At 69.9% G+C, this 17,993-nt stretch carries 14 protein-coding genes; 6 read left to right on the top strand and 8 right to left on the bottom strand.

Translation table 11 applies throughout. The features are described from left to right. Positions 1 to 48 precede the first annotated feature (48 nt). Entirely contained in the window at positions 49 to 1,620 is a 1,572-nt protein-coding gene (locus NM1_RS08945; protein WP_068016448.1) for an MFS transporter, read from the top strand. A 33-nt stretch (positions 1,621 to 1,653) separates the two neighbouring features. Here the strand turns inward: NM1_RS08945 and NM1_RS08940 are convergent, their stop codons facing one another. Continuing rightward, positions 1,654 to 3,249, bottom strand: a complete 1,596-nt coding sequence (locus NM1_RS08940; protein ID WP_174556856.1) for a GMC oxidoreductase — start codon at positions 3,247 to 3,249, stop codon at positions 1,654 to 1,656. Between the two features lie 224 nt (positions 3,250 to 3,473). On the opposite strand from NM1_RS08940, the gene NM1_RS08935 reads away from it, so the two are divergent. Both NM1_RS08935 and NM1_RS08930 read left to right on the top strand, forming a co-directional pair. Beyond that, the gene (locus tag NM1_RS08935) at positions 3,474 to 4,148 is read left to right on the top strand and encodes a TetR/AcrR family transcriptional regulator (protein WP_068016444.1); all 675 of its coding nucleotides are present in this window, start codon (positions 3,474 to 3,476) and stop codon (positions 4,146 to 4,148) included. Between the two features lie 230 nt (positions 4,149 to 4,378). Beyond that, positions 4,379 to 5,710 carry a lipase family protein gene (locus NM1_RS08930; RefSeq protein ID WP_084519299.1) on the top strand — a complete coding sequence of 444 codons (1,332 nt, stop codon included), beginning with the start codon at positions 4,379 to 4,381 and terminating at the stop codon, positions 5,708 to 5,710. Positions 5,711 to 5,795: 85 nt separating this feature from the next. Here NM1_RS08930 and NM1_RS08925 read toward each other — a convergent pair whose 3' ends face one another. From NM1_RS08925 to NM1_RS08910, 4 genes are all read right to left on the bottom strand, one after another. After that, the gene (locus tag NM1_RS08925; RefSeq protein ID WP_068016440.1) at positions 5,796 to 6,632 is read right to left on the bottom strand and encodes a mycofactocin-coupled SDR family oxidoreductase; all 837 of its coding nucleotides are present in this window, start codon (positions 6,630 to 6,632) and stop codon (positions 5,796 to 5,798) included. A 22-nt stretch (positions 6,633 to 6,654) separates the two neighbouring features. Beyond that, entirely contained in the window at positions 6,655 to 7,932 is a 1,278-nt protein-coding gene (locus tag NM1_RS08920; RefSeq protein ID WP_068016436.1) for a cytochrome P450, read from the bottom strand. A 256-nt stretch (positions 7,933 to 8,188) separates the two neighbouring features. Beyond that, positions 8,189 to 8,803: a hypothetical protein gene (locus tag NM1_RS08915; RefSeq protein WP_246010771.1), complete on the bottom strand. Its 615-nt coding sequence runs from the start codon at positions 8,801 to 8,803 to the stop codon at positions 8,189 to 8,191. A 363-nt stretch (positions 8,804 to 9,166) separates the two neighbouring features. Continuing rightward, on the bottom strand, positions 9,167 to 9,883 hold the full coding sequence (locus NM1_RS08910; protein ID WP_068016884.1) for an enoyl-CoA hydratase/isomerase family protein: 717 nt from the start codon (positions 9,881 to 9,883) through the stop codon (positions 9,167 to 9,169). A gap of 115 nt (positions 9,884 to 9,998) precedes the next feature. On the opposite strand from NM1_RS08910, the gene NM1_RS08905 reads away from it, so the two are divergent. From NM1_RS08905 to NM1_RS08895, 3 genes are read left to right on the top strand one after another with little or no spacing between them, the layout of a single operon-like run. Continuing rightward, a complete protein-coding gene (locus tag NM1_RS08905) occupies positions 9,999 to 11,546 on the top strand; it encodes an AMP-binding protein (protein WP_068016435.1) in 1,548 nt (515 codons plus the stop codon). Positions 11,547 to 11,584: 38 nt separating this feature from the next. Beyond that, positions 11,585 to 12,778, top strand: a complete 1,194-nt coding sequence (locus NM1_RS08900) for an amidohydrolase family protein (RefSeq protein ID WP_068016432.1) — start codon at positions 11,585 to 11,587, stop codon at positions 12,776 to 12,778. After that, a complete protein-coding gene (locus tag NM1_RS08895; RefSeq protein ID WP_068016430.1) occupies positions 12,775 to 14,199 on the top strand; it encodes a FadD3 family acyl-CoA ligase in 1,425 nt (474 codons plus the stop codon). The genes NM1_RS08900 and NM1_RS08895 overlap by 4 nt, the downstream gene beginning before the upstream one ends. Before the next feature lie 21 nt (positions 14,200 to 14,220). Here NM1_RS08895 and NM1_RS08890 read toward each other — a convergent pair whose 3' ends face one another. The 3 genes from NM1_RS08890 to NM1_RS08880 form a co-directional block, all read right to left on the bottom strand. Then, positions 14,221 to 15,378 (bottom strand): thiolase C-terminal domain-containing protein, encoded by a 1,158-nt coding sequence (locus NM1_RS08890; protein ID WP_068016426.1) that lies wholly within the window; start codon positions 15,376 to 15,378, stop codon positions 14,221 to 14,223. 184 nt (positions 15,379 to 15,562) lie between these two features. Then, on the bottom strand, positions 15,563 to 16,738 hold the full coding sequence (locus tag NM1_RS08885) for an OB-fold domain-containing protein (RefSeq protein ID WP_068016424.1): 1,176 nt from the start codon (positions 16,736 to 16,738) through the stop codon (positions 15,563 to 15,565). A gap of 19 nt (positions 16,739 to 16,757) precedes the next feature. Next, entirely contained in the window at positions 16,758 to 17,966 is a 1,209-nt protein-coding gene (locus NM1_RS08880) for a CaiB/BaiF CoA transferase family protein (protein WP_084519298.1), read from the bottom strand. Positions 17,967 to 17,993 lie beyond the last annotated feature (27 nt).

Raw genomic sequence — 17,993 nt, 5'->3', positions numbered from 1 at the left:
TCTAGTAGCGTAACGATACTGTCAGTTTCATTTCTCGGGGAGAACATCATGGACACGACGGTGACGCAGTGGTCCGCCAGGCTGCGATGGGTGGTGCTGCTGTCGTGCCTGGCAGTCGCGCTGGTCGTGGCGTCCATGGCCGCGCTCTACACCGCACTGCCCGAGATCGCGGCCGACACCGGCGCCACACAGTCCCAGCTGACCTGGATCATCGACGGCTACACCCTCGCGCTGGCCTGCCTGGTTCTCCCGGCGGGCGCCCTCGGAGACCGCTACGGGCGGCGCGCGATGCTGATCGGCGGCCTCGCGATATTCGCGCTCGCCTCCGCGTTACCGCTGGTGGCCGACGGGCCGGTCTGGCTGATCGCGGCGCGGACCCTCGGTGGCGTCGGCGCCGCCTTCGTCATGCCGTCGACGCTGTCGATCCTCACGACGAAGCTGCCCGCGGAGGGCCGCAACATCGCGGTCGGGATCTGGGCCGGAACCGTCGGCGGCGGTGCGGTTCTGGGGATTCTCGGTTCGGGCCTGCTGATGGAGTACTGGTCGTGGATGTCGATCACCGTGGCCATGACGGTGATCGGTGCCGTGCTGGCGATCGCCGCCTGCACGGTGCCCGAATCGCTCGACGCGTCCCGGCCGCCCTTCGACCCGTGGGGAGCCCTGTCGGGCGCGGCCGCGGTCGGCCTGCTCGTGATCGCCGCACTGGAGGCCCCGCAGCGCGGCTGGTCGGATCCGGTCGTGATCGCCGCCGCGCTCGCGGGGAGCGCGGCGGCCGCGGTGTTCACGCTGATCGAGCTGCGGTCCGGCCATCCCCTGCTGGACGTGCGACTGCTGGCCCGGCGCGGATTCGGCACCGGCACGGTGTCGGTCGCGATCCAGTTCCTGGTGTCCTTCGGCCTGTTCATGGTGATCGTGCAGTTCTTCCAACTGATCCTCGGGTACAGGCCGCTGATGTCAGCACTGGCGATGGCACCGATGATCGCGCCCATGATCGCCCTCTCGCTGGTGGCGCCCTGGCTGGCCGAGCGGTACGGACTGCGCGTGCCGACCGCCGCCGGGCTGACCATCGTCGGCGTGGGCCTGCTGGCGCTCTCGCGGCTGTCCGTCGACAGCACCTTCGTCGACGTGCTGTGGCCGCTGCTGATCATGTCCACCGGGCTGGGCCTGTCGGCGGCGCCGGCCACCGCGGCGATCGTCAACGACGCCCCGGCCGATAAGCAGGGCGTCGCGGCCGCGGTCAACGACGCGGCCCGCGAGGTGGGCGCCGCTGTCGGAATCGCCCTCGCCGGAAGCGTTCTCGCCGCCGGATACTCCCACCGCATCGGCCCGCTGCTGCCGCTGATCCCCGAGCCGATCCGGGATCCGGTCGCCGGTTCGCTCGCGGGCGCGCTCCAGGTCACCGACCACATCGGCCCGCAGGCGGCCCCGCTCGCCCAGGCGGCCGAGGCGGCGTTCGTCCACGGACTCCGGCAGGCCTCGGCAACACTCGGCGTCATCACGCTGGCGGTGGCCGTCGTCCTCGCGGTCTGGGCGCCGGGGCGCGGGGCGAGACCCACCGCCGTCCGCGCGGAGCCGGAGCCGGTTCCCGTCGGGAAGGCCGCAGAACCGTTGCCGGAGTAGCGATTCGAGCCGCACCGGCCGTGCGTGGTCGCGTCAGATGATCGTGCCGACATCCTTCGCGACCAGGTTGTCCAGCGCCCGCTCCGCCACGGCCGCGATGGTCATCGAGGGATTGCAGGCCGCACAGGTGCCGGGCATCAGGGCTCCGTCGAGGACGTACAGCCCGCGCTGCCCGAGCACCCGGCCGTCGAGATCGCAGACCGACCCCATGCTCGCGCCGCCGAGCGGATGCCAGGTCGACGGGAATACGGCGTTGGTATCGGTCAGCACGCTCGCCGACCCCGCGATGCGCTGTACCAGCGGGCCGATGTGGCCGTTCTGCGCAATCGAATCCCCGGTCCCGGGCCACTGCAGCCTGGCGTCGTCGGTGGCCGAGTCGTAGACGAACCGCCCCCGCGCCTCGCTGACGCCGTAGCCGACGAGCATGGTGCTGCGCGCGTCCATGCCCATCGGCGGAATCGAGGCCTGGATGACGGTGGTGGCGGTGGCCGGATCCGACCAGTTCAGGCTGCCGTAGACGACGGGTCCGCCCTGCGCCTCGCCGACGTTGTCGTCGAAGCAGGTCCACGCGTAGATCCGATCGGCGTTGGTCCCCCAGCCGCCGCCGAGCCCGTCCGGCAGGTCCGGGATCTGCCCCTTGGCCGCGGCGCGCACCAGCAGTTTGGTGGTGTTCAGACTGCCCGCCGCCAGCACCAGCGTCGCGGCGGTGAGAATCTTGTTCTCCAGCACCGTGCCCGACGCATCGGTCCGGTCGACGTGGACGGTCCACCGGCCGTCCCCGGCCCGCTCGATATCGGTGACGCGGTGCAGCGGTTCCACCGTCACCCGCCCGGTGGCCTCCGCCGCGGCGAGGTAGGTGACGTCGACCGAATGCTTGCCGCCGTTGTTCACCCCCATCGCCCCGTCGCCGTTGGTATAGGACGGCTTCATCCGGCCGCGCAGTTCGTCGAGCGCGTAGTTCCAGTCGATCGGCATCGGGATCTTCGACAGCGGCAGCCCGGCGCGCCGCACGTGATCGGCGAACACCCGCGCGGCCCGGTAGTTCGGCGTCTCGATCAGCTCGTCCGGGGCGACGGCAAGGCCCAGCATGCGCGCGACCCTGGGGTAGTGCACCCGGTTCATCGTCTGCCAGTCGAGCTCCTGCGGCAGGTTCGCATCGAACACGTCCTCGGCGGGCTGCAGCGACATGCCCTGGTACACCAGCGATCCGCCGCCGACTCCGGCCGCGCACAGTGCCGTCATGTTCTCGCCGGGGACCGCCTCGACGAGTCCGGCGTACGGCTCGAAGGCGACCGGCCTGCCGAACAGCTGCGGGGCGGACCCGTACCAGAGGATGCGCTTGTCGGGATTCGTTGCGTGCGGGAACGTTTCGGCATTCGGGCCGGTCGGCCAGCGCAGCCCCCGCTCGAGCACCGTCACCGGAACCCCCGCCTCGGCCAGGCGCAGTGCGGTGACCCCGCCGCCGAACCCGGAGCCGATCACGAGGACCCGGTGCTCCTCGCGCACCGCGCGAATTCTTCGCACTCCCGCCCCGGTGCCCGCCCCCGCGCTGCCCGGGACCGCCGCGGCCACCCCCGCCCCCGCCACGACGGCACCGGCAAGAAAGGAACGACGGGTGAATGCGGGCAAGACTGACCTCCAGACCACGAACGGAAACGCCCCCGCGGGCAATTCGGGGCCATGACGCGCACGACCGGCCGACACCGGCAACCGAGGGCTCCGTCGGCGGCTCGCGGCCGAAATCGGTGCTCCCTGGGGCGATTCGAAACTAGACACCGTAGAACTCGGCTGTCAAGGACTTCCGCGACCCCAGAGTAATCCGGTTACCGAAATAACTGCGTTACTGTGGGCGGGTGGACAGGACGGGCTCGGACGCGGCGGCGAAGATCATCGACACGGTGCTGGCCTTACTCGAGTCCGACGGCTACGACGCCGTCCAGCTGCGCGAAGTGGCTCGGCGTGCGCGCGTCTCGCTGACCACGGTCTACAAGCTGTACCCCACCCGGGATGCGTTGATTCTCAGCGCCATCGAGCACTGGATGGCCACCAACACCTACACCGAGATGCCGGCCCCGCCCGACGACGAGACACTGCGGGACGGACTCATGCGGATGCTGCGCTATATCTTCGAACCCTGGGAGCGCCACCCCCGCATGCTCGAGGCGTACTTCCTGGTCCGCACCGGCCCGGCCGCGCAGCGACTCGACGCCCAAGGTTTCGACGCCGTCCTCCCCTCCGCCAGCAGCCTGTTCGCGAACCTTGACCCGGAATACATCGCCGACCTGGGGTTGATACTGACGAATATGGTCCACGCGCTGATCGGCCGGTTCGCCACCGGCGCCATAGAGGTCACCGAGATCCTGCCCGCCCTGGACCGGATCATCTACCGGCTGACCACCAACAACGAACCCCTCGCGGCGGCCGCGCACGCGCAGAAATCACCACCGGGCGCGGCGCAGACGCTGGTGCTGCGGCCCTCGTTCATCTCGCCCTACGACCCGGGGCCGGGCACAACGGGCGACGCCTGACGACTGTGACATCTCACCGCGCCGACGCCGGACGACCCGCACAGTAACTGTGTTACCGTGCTTTCGGCAGGGCCCGGACGTACCCGGGCCCGGTACCCGCGCGCCGACGCCACCAGCGGTTTCGGCGATGCACCGCCCCCGACCCGGTGGCAATCGACCGGGCGCCGCGCCGCGGACACCGCACCGCGCGCCGCCGCCCGCGTGACCGGAATCAGCAGAGAAAGAAGCCCATGCAGCCACACCTCCGTCGCATTCCCCCGGCCCGCGCCCGAGGCACCCGGACCGTGCGAATCACGGCGCTGACTTTGGCCCTGTGCACCGCCGCCGCGGCGAGCTGCCTGACCGCGGGGACCGCCTCCGCGGCCGATTTCTACACTCCGCCAGCACAATTCGCCACCGAGCCGGGGGCGATCGTCAAGACCGAGCCGGTGCCGGTTCTCACCGTGCCGCCAGGCTCCGACGGGCAGTGGCCCGCGGCCGCGCAGCGGGTCCTCTACACCTCGCGCACCCAGGACGGCGATCCGGTGCCGGTGTCGGGGATCTTCCTCGACGCCACCCGGCCGTGGCAGGGCGCAGGCCCGCGGCCCACCGTCGTCATCGCCCCCGGCACGGTCGGCCAGGGCGACCAGTGCGCTACCTCGAAGGCGATCTCGACGGGCTTGTACGCCGACCTCGGCCGGTTGAGCATGTCGGCGAATCAGGAGGCGGTGTCGGCACTCACCTGGAACTCGCTGGGCGCCCGCGTCTTCATCACCGATTACGTCGGCATGGGCACCCCCGGCGTCCACACCTATACCAATCGCGTCGAGGAGGCCCATGCGGTGCTCGACGCCGCCCGCGCCGCGAACAACCTGGCCGGGAGCGGATCGACGACGCCGCTGGCATTCTGGGGCTACTCGCAGGGCGGCGGGGCCACCGCCGCGGCCGCGGAGATGCAGCCGACCGATGCCCCCGAACTGAATCTGAAGGGAGTCTGGGCCGGTGCGCCGCCCGCCGATCTCGCGGCCGTAATCGGCGGCATCGACGGCAACCTGATCGGCGCCGCAATCGGGTTCTCCCTCAACGGATTCCTCGCTCGCTACCCCGACCTGCACCGGGATTTCGACGAGCGGATCTCGCCCGCGGGCCGGGCGCTGCTCGGCGAGCTCGAGAACGAGTGCATCGCCGACGTTATCCTCGAGCACCCGTTCACGCGCACCACCGACTTCACCGCGGATCATCGTCCGCTGGGCGACCATATGCGCGAGGTCCCGGCGGCCGACCGGATCGTGCGCGACCAGCGGATCGGAACGCTGACCCCGTCCGCACCGGTGCTGGTGACGAGCGGCGTCAACGACGACACCATCCCCTACGGGCAGGCGCGGCGGCTCGCCGACGACTGGTGCGCCTCCGGCGCCACCGTCACCTTCCGCACCAACTCCCTGCCCCCGATCGCCCCGGGCGCGGTGCTCCCCAACCACTTCGGGCCCGAACTCATCGATGGATACGGCACCAACAACGCCGTGTCCTATCTGATGGACCGGCTCACCGACAAGCCGGCCCAGGGCTGCACTTTCGACTGACAACAGCAGGGCCCTGCCAAAAGCACGCAGGGCCATGCTGTTTCGAAAACCACAAGCCTTGCTTGCTTTTAGCAGGACCCCCGCCCTACTTCAGTAGGCTGCCGCCGTCCACCGGGAGCGTGACCCCGGTGACGAAGCGCGATTCGTCGGAAGCCAGGTACAGCACCGCGTTGCTGATGTCGACCGGCTCGACCCAGCCGACGGGCAGCACGTGCATGAACTTCGCGACCGGCTCGAAATCCTCCTTGGTCGGATTCTCCAGGTCCGGGCGGAACAGCTTCATGGTGCCCTCGTTCATGAACATCGGCGTGTTGACGTTGGTCGGGTGCACCGAGTTGACCCGGATGGAGTGCTCGCCGAGTTCGACCGCGAAGGCCCGCATCAGGCCCACCACACCGTGTTTGGCGGCGACGTAGTGGCCGGTGTTCGGGTACGCCTTGAGCCCGCCCACCGAACTGGTCAGGATGATCGAGCCGCCGCCCGCCGCGATCAGGTGCGGCACACCGGCTTTCGCCGCCTTCCAGACGCCGCCCAGATTGATGTCGATCATCGTCTGCCAGTCTTCTTCGCTGGTCTTGTCCAGCGTCTCGCCGCCGTTGCCGATACCGGCGTTGGCCACGACGATATCGAGGCGCCCCAGTTCCTCCACGCCGCTGTCCACGGCGGCCCGCAGCGCGTCGAAGTCGCGGACGTCGACCTCGGTGGTCACGATGCGGCGGCCGAGTCCCTTGACCAGATCGGCGGTTTCGGCCAGATCGTCGGGCGTGGAGGCCGGGATCAGGTCGGTGCCGCTGACCGGCTTGCAGACATCGACGGCGATGATGTCCGCGCCCTCCTGCGCCAATCGCACGGCGTGGCTGCGGCCCTGGCCGCGGGCCGCACCGGTGATGAACGCGACCTTGCCCTCTACCCGTCCGGACATGGGTTACCTCGATTCGTAGCACTCAGGGATTGGGGGTGAAGTTGATGTGCAGGTTGGACAGCCCGCGCAGGATGTAGGTGGGTTCGTAGTCGTAGCGGCGCTCCCCGGCCGGGCCGTGGCGCTCCTCGTCGACGGTGATATCGAGCATCCGGTCCAGGATCCGTTCGATCGAGATGCGCCCCTCGGCTCGCGCGAGCGGGCTGCCGGGGCAGGTGTGCACCCCGCGCCCGAACGCCATGTGCTCGCGGAAGTTCTTGCGGTCCAAGCGAAATTCGTGCGGTTCCGCGAAGCGGCGCGGATCGCGGTTGGCCGCGCCGGGGCAGAACATCACCGTCGAGCCCACCGGAATATCGACGTCGCCGACCGTCGTCGCCCGGGTCGCCAGCCGGAACCCGCTCTTGACCGGAGCGTCCATCCGCAGCGTCTCCTCGATGAACGCCGGAATCCGGCTGCGGTCCTCGCGCAACTGCCGCTGCACCTCGGGGTGATCGCCCAGGATGCGCAGGGACGCGCTCAGCAGCTTGGCCGTCGTCTCCTGCCCCGCGGCGAAGAGGAACGTCGCCGACCGCACCACATCGATGACCTCCGGGGTGGATCCGTCCGGATACTTCGCCAGCGCCAGCGATGTCAGGACGTCGTCGCGCGGATGCTCCCGCCGATCGCTGATGTAGGAGACGAACTTCTCGTCCAGCCACTCCAGCGGATTCGACACCAGCACCTCGTCGTCGAGCGCTCCGACGCGTGCGCCGGGCTGGGCGGCGCCGAGCACGATGCGGAACTGCTGGTGGTCCTCCTCGGGGACGCCGAGCATGTCGGCGACGACCAGCAGGGAGAACGGCTTGGCGTAGGCCGCGAGGAACTCGCACCGCCCGTCGGCCAGGAATTCGTCGAGCTGGCGGTCCGCCAGCCGCCACATGAAATCCTCGTTCTCCTTCAGCCGCGCGGGCGTCAGCAGCCGGGCCAGCAGTGAGCGGGCGTAGGTGTGCTGCGGCGGATCCATCGTCACCATGTGCTCGAACATCGGCATGGTGGTCCGGTGCTGCTCGATCAGCCCGGAGATGTCGTCGCCCTCGATCGCGAACGGCAGCGGCGGAAACGGCCCGCCCACCGAGATCACCGACGAGAACAGGCCGGGATCCTTCAGCACCTCCGCCGCCTCCTCGTACCCGGTGACCGCGTAGACCCCGTGGTGCGGCTCCTGCGTGACCGGGCATTTCGACCGCAGATGGTCGAAGTACGGGTGCGGATCCGGAACGAGGGCGGGATCGGTGAAGTAGTCCACCGAATCGAAGTCAGTCATGCGGAGAACTCCTGCGATTGAGCGTGCCGACCGTTAGCGACGGTAACACAGTTACCGTGTGATGGTAATTAGATTCTCACACTTGCATAATCGACCGCGCAACAGTGGGCACGGGGACGACCGGCCGTCAGTACAGCGGGAGCATTCGGCAGCTCACCAGCTGCGCCGGAGCACCCGGACATGCGACAGCGGCGGTCACCCGGCGACCCCGAACCGTGTCGGCGATCGCCGCGGTGACCGCACCGCGTCCGCCGGGTCAGACCCCCGCGACCGGCCTCGCCGACAGCAGATCGCCCGAGCGGCGGCAGTCGGACATCAATTCGGCCGTCCGGAACACCTCCGTCGTCTCGACCGGGTCGGCTGGGAATCCCGCCGCGTCCAGCGCGCAGGCCTTGAACGCCCGCGCGGCGACGCTCACCCGGTGCTGAACGGGTTCGATCCGGCCGTCCAGTTCACCGAGCCACCCGTCGCCCCACACCGAGACCTCCGCCAGGCCGCGATCGAGACATTCGTGCACACCGGCGCGCACTCGAACGTCGGCCAGATAGGTCCGGGCGTCCACCGCCACCGCGTTCGGCCAGACGTTGTGCACCGGAGCGGCCAGGGATTTCTCCAGGTCCAGCACCGTCGCGCCGAGGATGCCCAGTGGGCGGGCGTCGGAGCAGTCGGAAACCAGCACCGTGACCTCCCACCCCGCGTAGGTTCGATCGAACAGCCAGCCCCCGACGTGGCGGATGACGTCCGCGGCGCTCGGTGCGACGACCGCCAGGCGATACCGCCGGGGCCGTCGGCGCGCGCGGGGCCGATTGCGGGCCGCCGGGTAGAGGTCCCGAACGTTCTGGTCACTGGGGTCGACGGATCGCACAGCCATGGTTCTCATCCCGCCTCTCGAATGTGAAGATCACGGCAGTCCCACGGCCGGGCCCCGTCGTGCCGGCACCCCGCCGTCCGGCGGCCGGCCGGAGTCGGTGCGCCGCCGATCGGGCGGCGGCTTATCCGAGGGAGCCGACGGTCGCACCGAGAGCGGACGGCGAGTCTGGGCTGGTGACCGTAGCGCCGCATCGCCCCACGGGGGAATCTACCGAAGACACGGTAACCCGGTTATCCATCGCTGTGACGCAGACCTCACCTCGAGAAATGTGATCTGTGTCACTCCTCATTCACCGGACGGCAGTTGCGCAACGTGCCTCGGGAAGCCGGGTGGTCGTGCCCGGCGCCGCCTCCCCGGGCGAGATCACTTGGCGCGGTTCATCACCCGCTCTGCGGCGGCCCAATGCTCGGGGGCGACCCAGAGCCGGGCGAACGCGGCGACGGCCTCGGCCGGGGATACACCACCCACCACGCGCTTGACCTCCCCGGCGGGCGCGGTCGCCAATGACCGGGCCAGCGCGCGCCAGCCCGCGCCGAATTCCGCGCGCGGCAGCACCCGGTCCACCAGCCCGGCCCGCTCCGCGGCCGCGGCATCGAGAATCGCGCCGGAACCCGCGAGCAGCAGCGCACGCCCCTGGCCGACCAGCCGGGCCAGCCGTTCCGCACCGCCCCAGGCGGGCATGATCGCCAGCGATACCTGATTGAAGCCGATCCTGATGTCGTCGGCCGCGATTCGGATATCCGCCGCCATCGCGACCTCGGCCCCGCCGCCCAGCGCATGCCCGTTGAGCGCGGCGATCACCGGCCCGGGGAACGACGCGAGCCGGTCGCAGATGCCGCGCATCCGCTCGGCCATGGCGGACGCCTGCGCCTCGGTCCGCAGCGCGGCCAGCTCCTTGAGGTCACCGCCCGAGACGAAGGCCCGGTCGCCCGCCCCCGTGATCACGAGGGCCCGCGCCTCGGACGCGGCGTCGATCGCCTTGTCCAACTGGTCCATCGTGTCCGGCGCGATGGCATTGCGGGCCTGCGGGCGATTGATGGTCACGACCGCCAGACCGTCGTCCAGCTCGAGCTCAACCATGTCTTGTTCTCCCATGAGAAAATGTGGTTCTCTTACCAGGAGAATATACGGAGCTGTCGCGCCGGACACGATGGACCGGTACGCCCGGTGCCGGCACCGGATGGGAGTTCGCCCGATGCGCACGATCCCCCACGAACTGACCCGCCGCTATCGGGCGGAGGGCTGGTGGACCTCCGAGACGATCGGCGATCTGCTGGCCGGTGGATTGGCTGCGGCCCCGGGCACGGAATTCCGCATCCACTCCGCGCAGCGGCCGTGGTCGGGCACGTTCGGCGAGGTCGAGCGGATCGCGAGGAGGCTCGCCGCCGGATTGCGCCGCCGCGGTGTCGGTCCCGGCGATACGGTCGCCTTCCAACTGCCCAACTGGATGGAAGCCGCGGCGGTGTTCTGGGCGTCGGCGTTCCTCGGCGCGGCGGTGGTGCCGATCGTGCACTTCTACGGCCGCCGGGAACTCGCCCACATCCTGCCCGCGGCGCGGCCGCGGGTCTTCGTGTCCACTGACCGGCCGGACATCGCCGATCTGTGCTCGGACATCCCGATCGTCGCGGTGGTCGGGCGGGACTTCGACGACCTGCTCGACCCCAAGCCGATGCGCGGGACGCTACGCATCGACCCTGCCGAGCCCGCGCTGGTCGCGTTCACCTCCGGCACGACCCGCGCCCCCAAAGGCGTTGTGCACAGCCATCACACGCTCGGGTACGAGACCCGGCAGCTGGCCGGGATGTATCCGGCCGATCGCGGCAACCAGCTCACGGCGGCGCCGGTGGGTCACTTCATCGGCATGGTCAACGCATTCCTGATCCCCGTACTGGACCGGGTGCCGATCAACCTGATCGACGCGTGGGATCCGGCCACGGTGCTCGGGCTGATGACCCGCGAGCGGCTCACCGTCGGCGGCGGCGTGCCCTACTACGTCACGAGCCTGCTGGATCATCCCGGCTACACCCCCGACCATCTCCCCTACCTCCGCTACGCCGGGCTCGGCGGCGCCCCGGTGCCCGCGGCGGTGACCACCCGCCTGGCCCGGCTCGGCATCGTCGTGTACCGCTCCTACGGCAGCACCGAGCACCCGTCGATCACCGGCTCGCGCCACACCGCGCCCGAGCACAAGCGGCTGTTCACCGACGGCGCCGCGCTGCCCGGCGTGGAGGTGCGCCTCGCCGCGGACGGCGAAATCCTCAGCCGCGGACCGGATCTCTGCGTCGGCTACACCGACCCGGAGCTCACCGCCGCCGCCTTCGACGCCGACGGGTGGTACCACACCGGCGATGTCGGCGTCATGGACGAGGACGGCTACCTCACGGTCACGGACCGCAAGTCCGACATGATCATTCGCGGCGGCGAGAACATCAGCGCACTCGAGGTCGAGGAGGTGCTGCTGACCCTGCCGGGCGTCACCGAGGCGGTCGCGGTGGCCGTGCCCGATGCGCGGCTGGGCGAACGCACCGCGGCGGTGTTGCGCCTGCGCCCCGGCAGCCCGGCCCCGACCCTGCACGACGTGCGCGGCCGGTTCGCCGAAGCCGGTCTGGCCAAACAGAAATGGCCCGAGGAAGTGCACGTCGTCGACGACTTTCCACGCACCGCCAGCGGGAAGATCCAGAAGTTCGTGGTCCGCGGCGACCTCGCGGCCGCGCGGGCCGACGGCATTGCGGTGCATCCCTGAAGAGAATAACATTCTCATTATTCGACAAGGAGGGTTCCATGACCAAGTTCGAGCTGCCGTACCAGCTCTTCGACGCCGACAACCATCTCTACGAGACCAAAGACGCCCTCACCCGGTTCCTGCCCAAGGAGTACGAGGGCGCCATCCAGTACGTGGAGATCAACGGCCGCACCAAGATCGCGGTCCTCGGCCAGATCAGCGAGTACATCCCCAACCCCACCTTCGATGTCGTGGCCCGCCCCGGCGCCATGGAGGAGTACTTCAAGAACGGCAATCCCGACGGCAAGAGCAAGCGGGAGATCTTCGGCAAGCCGATGGGTGCCATCCCGGCCTTCCGCGATCCGGTGGAGCGGCTGAAGGTCATGGACGAGCTGCAGCTGGAACGCGCGCTGATGTTCCCGACCCTGGCCAGCCTTGTCGAAGAGCGCATGCGCCACCACCCGGACCTGATCCACGCGGTGATCCACTCGCTGAACCAGTGGATGCTCGAAACATGGGGCCAGGACGGCAATTTCGTGCACTCCGGGCGGATCTTCACCATCCCTGTCATCACCCTGCCGATCGTGGAGAAGGCGATAGCGGAGCTGGACTGGGCGGTCGAGCACGGGGCGAAGGCGATCATGGTGCGCCCGGCGCCGGTGCCCGGCCTGCGCGGCATGCGGTCCTACGCGCTGCCGGAGTTCGACCCCTTCTGGAAGCGCGTGGTCGAGCACGACGTGCTGGTCACCATGCACTCCTCCGACAGCGGTTACTCGCGGTTCGATGCCGAGTGGGACGGCAGCAGTCTGGAGATGCTGCCGTTCAAGACCAATGCCTTCCAGATGGTCAACCAGTGGCGTCCGGTCGCCGACGCGGTCGCGTCGTGGGTGTGCCACGGTGCGCTGTACCGGTTCCCCGAGCTGAAGATCGCCGTCATCGAGAACGGGTGTTCGTGGCTGGAGCCGCTGCTGCAGCAGCTGAAGGACGTGTACAAGAAGGCGCCGGAGGGGTTCGGCTTCCGGGATCCGATCGAGGCGCTGAAGCAGAGCCTCTACGTCAGCCCGTTCTGGGAGGAGGACCTGCAGCAGCTGGCGAATACGATCGGTGCCGATCACGTGCTGTTCGGTTCGGACTGGCCGCATCCCGAGGGTCTGGCCGAACCGGCGCGGTACATCCACGAGATCAAGGACATGCCGCTGGAGGACCAGAGGAAGATCATGGGCGGCAATCTGGCGCGGCTGCTGAAGGTATGACCTGGCAGACCATCCCGGAGATGGTGCTGTCCACCGCGGACCGCTTCGGCGCGGCCGAAGCGGTCGTCGACGGCGAGATCCGGTGGAGCTATCACGAACTCGCCGATCGGGTGCGGCGGGCCGCCGGCGCCTTCGCCGCGGCCGGGATCGGCAGGGGCGACCGGGTCGCGGTGTGGGCGCCGAATTCGGCGGAGTGGATCGTCGCGGCCTTCGGGCTGCTCACCGCGGGCGGGGTGCTGGTGCCGGTGAACACCCGGCTCGGAGCCGAGGAGTCGGGCGACATCATCCGGCGCTCCGGCGCGAAGGCGGTGCTGGTGCAGCAGGGCTTCCGCGGCGCCGAGTACGCCGTCGCGGGGCTTCCCGTGATCGATCTGCGGTCCGATTTCCTGGACAGCGGAACACCTTTCGAGGCGGAGGTCACGGGTGCCGATGTCGCCGATATCGTCTACACCTCGGGCACCACCGGGCGCCCCAAGGGCGTGATGATGAACCACCTGCAGACACTGCGGCTCTACGCCGAGTGGTGCGATCTGGCCGATCTGCGCGAGGGCGATCGCTATCTGATCGTCAATCCGTTCTTCCACACCTTCGGCTACAAGGCGGGGCTGATCGCTTCCCTGATCCGCGGTGCGACGATCCTTCCGGTGCCGGTCTTCGAGGTGGGACCGGTACTGGAACTCATTGCGCGCGAACAGGTCACGATGCTTCCCGGACCGCCCACGCTCTACCATTCGCTGCTGGCGGCCCGGGGCGAGCACGATCTTTCCTCGCTGCGGGCGGCGGTCACGGGGGCCGCCGATATCCCGGTCGAACTGATCCGCCGCGTCCGCGAGGAGTTGCCGTTCCGTTCGATCATGACCGGTTACGGACTCACCGAGGCGGGCACCGTCACCGCTTCGCGCCCCGGCGATACCTTCGAGCAGATCGCCACGACCGCCGGATGTCCCTGCGACGGTGTGGAATTGCGCATAGCCGGGGACGGCGAGGTGCTCGTGCGCGGCTACAGCGTCATGCAGGGCTACCTGGACGACCCTCGGGCCACCGCCGAAGCAATCGACGCCGAAGGCTGGCTGCACACCGGCGATCTCGGCAGCCTCGACCCCGGGGGGCGGTTGCGAATCACCGGCCGCAAGAAGGACATGTTCATCGTGGGCGGCTTCAACGCCTACCCCGCCGAGATCGAGGGCTTCCTCCTCGAACACCCGGCCGTCGTGCAGGCGGCCGTCATCGGCGTCCCCGACGACCGGCTGGGCGAGGTGGGCAGGGCTTTTGTCGTGACGCGCGAGCCGCTCACCGAGGCAGACCTGATCGCGTGGAGCCGAAACCGTATGGCGGGGTACAAGGTTCCCCGCTCGGTGCGCTTTCTCTCGGAACTACCTCTCAATGCCACCGGCAAGGTGATGAAGGACCTCCTGCGCTGACCGCCGCGGTTCGGCAGTCCCTCAGCGAGGCCCTTCCAGAATCGTCACCGCCGACACCGCCGTCGGACCACCCAGGTTGTGCGCCAAGCCGATTCGCGCACCGTCCACTTGATTAGCTGCCGTGCCGCGCAGCTGTTCGAACAGTTCCACGCACTGGGCGACGCCGGTCGCCCCCGGCGGGTGTCCCTTGGACTTCAGTCCCCCGCTGGGGTTCACCGGCAGGCTCCCCCCGACCGTGGTGACGCCCGCCTCCACCAGCTTGTGCGCCTCGAACCGGTCGGCGAAACCCAGGTCCTCGTAGCTGATCAGCTCTATGCCGGTGAAGAAGTCGTGCACCTCGGCGACGTCGATGTCGGAGGGGCGCAGGCTCGCCATGGTGAACGCCGCGCGGGCCGCGCGGACCGTGGCGGGGAATGTGGTCATATCCCGCTTGTGCTGGTGCATCACCGAATCCAGGCCGAGACCGACGCCGCGCACCCACACCGGGCGGTCGGTGTAGCGGTCGACCACGTCCTCGGCCGCCAGCACCAGGGCCGCGGCGCCGTCGCTCTGCGGGACACAGTCGTAGACGCCGAGCGGGTCGGCCACGATCGGCGCCTCCAGGGCCTGCTCCAGGGTGATCTCGAAACGCAGGCGCGCCTTGGGATTTCGTGCGCCGTGCCGATGGTTCTTCACCGCCACCATGGCCAGATGCTCCCGGGTCGCCGACGATTCGTGCAGGTAGCGGTTGACGTGCAGCGCGAACCCGGCCGGACCGAAGAGCCCGAGCTGGTAATCCCACGCCGGGTCCCGCATCAGCATCCCCCACTCGCCGAGCAGGTCCTTCTGCGCCGTCTCCCGCAGCTTGTCCGCGCCGATCACCAATGCCACGTCGAACGCTCCGGAAGCGATGCCGAACAGCGCATTGCGGACCGCGTCATTACCCGTGGCACAGGAGTTCTCGATATGTGTGACCGAAAGATCCGGGAGCCCGAGCGCATCGGCGAGCACCCCGGACGGGGGCCCGTCGGTGGTCCCCATCGCACCGAACCACGCGGCCTGCACCTCCTCCGGCCGCATCCCCTTGTCCACCGACGCCACGCACTCCGCGAACGCCATCGGCAGCAGATCCTTGATACCGAGCGCGAAATGCTCAGCGAACGGCGTCATCCCAGCGCCGACCACAGCTACTCTCCGCATGCTGCGGCCTCCTTTCCCACAACGGTTTCCGGGGCTGCTCCGCCGGTTCTCCCTGACATCGGCCGCTCCCGACGGACCCCGGCCGAAAGCAGGCCGGGGAATAAGGGGAAGCATGCTGGGGACGGCGGGGTCCTGCCGGAGGACAGAGGACCACTGTCGGAGGACCGAGGGCTATCGGTGCGCGTCATGCTGCCGCTCCGTCGGGCTCGAAGGCGTAGCCGTAGTCCGGGACGCCGGAGCGCACCGCGACCCGGCGCAGCACCATGCGGCCGCGCGCGCCGATCGTGACGGTGCCGGGATCCGCGCCGGTCACCTGGGCCAGGGCCCGCACGCCGACGTCGTCGAGGTCGACGATCACCAGGGAGTACGGGCTGCGTGAGCCCGGCACCGGGATGCGCACGGTGGTCTCGGCGTAGACGGTGCCGGTGCGAGGCAGCGGCACCAGGGTGTAGTCGGTGCTGAGGGCGCCGCCGGGGCCGACGCGGTAGCGCGGCGGGAAGTCCAGTTCCGCACTGTCGCCGTGTCTTCCGGCCTCCCAACGCACCTTGGCCTCGAACGCGCGCTCGTAGGCGGCCAGGGAGATCGGCAGGTCGCCGCCGGGCACATAATCGCCCGCGGGCAGCTCCCGCACGGCCGGTTCGGTCCGCCGAACCTCGGTCTCGCCGGGCACCACGGTAACCCCGGACAGGTTCGCCTGCTCCACCCCGACCAGCAGCCCGCCCTCGCCGCGCTCGGCCATCCAGGCCAGCGCGAACAGCCCCGACCCGGCCCCCTGCGTCGGCAGCGGCGGTGGCGTAAGGCATTGTGCCGCAGCCTGTTTGTGATCGACGCCGGCCACCGCCACCGGAGTATCGAGCCAGGCCGCCGACAGCGACGCCACCAGCCCGCGCTCGTGCAGCAGCCGGGGATCGCCGTAGTCGTGCACGGCGCCGACCGCGTTGCGGGTGCGCGCGGGCAGGCTCCGGGCGACGCGGGACGCGATGCGCACCTGCAGGCCCGACCGCTCCGACACCATGGCCGCCGCGGCGCCCGCGGGTTCCAGATCGACGCCGATGACCAGCGTGCGGGGACGGGCCGAGCTCAGCGCGTCGAGCGTCGCCGGGGCCCCGCCCAGCCGCTCGATCACCTCCAGCTCCGGATCCAGCCCCAGACCGGCCAGCAGCACCGCGGCATTGCTGCTGTCCACCAGCGGGAGATCCCGGCTGACCAGCACCACCCGTTCCACGGGCGTCCCCCCGGCCAGCGCCGCGCGCCCGGCCTCGACCGCCAGCGTCACGGCATCTTCGTCGTCACCGGCAACGCGGCGCCCCGGGTCACCCCAGCAGGGCAGATACGTCCCCATCGACGCTATGTACGGCATCGGTCACCTTCCCCGCGCCCTAGGCGACCGCGCCCGCGGTCTTCAGCGCGATGATGCGGTCCCAGTCCAGCCCGAGCTCGAGCAGGACCTCCTCGGTGTGCGCGGCGAACGCGGGCCCCGCGGACAGCTCCGGCGCCCCGACGTCGAACTGCACCGGACTCGACACCAGCTCCAATTCGCCTGCGGGAAGCAGGTATTCGTTCGCCCGGATCTGCGCGTCCGCGCTCACCTGCCGCGAATCCTGCACCGGTGCCCAGGGCCCGGCGAGGGTGGCGAAGCGCTCGGTCCACTCGGCCAGCGTGCGACCCTTGATCACCTCGCGCAGCACCTGCACCGCCTCGGCGGTGTGCTCGGCGATTCCGGCGGCATCGGCGAACCGCGGATCCTCGGCCAACTCCGGCCGGTCGATGTGCCGGCAGACGTCGGCCCAGAACTTGGCGGGCTGCAGCATCACGAACGACAGGTAGCGGTCGTCGGCGGTGGCGTACAGGCCGGACAGCGGATTGGTCGGCGCCCCGTGCACTCCCGGCTTCGGGGCCACCATGGGCTTGTCCTGATGCGCCGACAGCGCGACCGAGTGGCCGATCGACCACAGCCCGCTGCCCAGCAGCGACACGTCGACGATCGAGGGCTCCCCGGTCCGCTCTCGACGCACCAGCGCGGCCGCGATGCCACCCGCGAGATTGGTGCCGGAGATGGTGTCGCCGAAGGCCGGTCCGGGCGGCTGGATCATGCCTTCGGTTCCGGGCGGGGTGACCGTCGCCGCGACCCCGCCGCGGCACCAGAACGCGGTCATGTCGTAGCCGCCGCGGTCCGATTCCCCGCCGCGCGGGCCCAGGGCGCTGCCGCGCGCGTAGATGATCGCCGGATTCACCGCGCGGATATCGTCCACGTCGATCCCGAACTTGACGCGGGCCTGCGGCAGGAAGCTGGTCAGGAAGACGTCCGCGCCGCGGGCCAGGTCGTGGATCACCGCGCGGCCCTCCGGTATCGACATGTCGACGCCGATGCTGCGCTTGCCCCGATTGGCATGCTCCACATTGGGATTCGGGTCGCCCTCGACCGTGAAGGCGCCCACCCGGCGCAGCCCGCGCTGCGGATCACCGGTCACCGCGTGCTCGACCTTGACGACATCGGCGCCCCAGTCCGACAGCACCGCGCCCGCCGACGGTACGAAGCCGTACATGGCGACCTCGAGCACCCGGATGCCCGCCAGCGGCCCACTCACGACTGCACCTCGCCGGCGCTCGGCTCC

Origin of the sequence: Nocardia mexicana NBRC 108244 (genome assembly GCF_001613165.1) — a bacterium.
GTDB classification, from domain to species: domain Bacteria; phylum Actinomycetota; class Actinomycetes; order Mycobacteriales; family Mycobacteriaceae; genus Nocardia; species Nocardia mexicana.
Note: the sequence above shows the minus strand (reverse complement) of the source record. Positions and strands in the feature narration are given on the sequence as shown.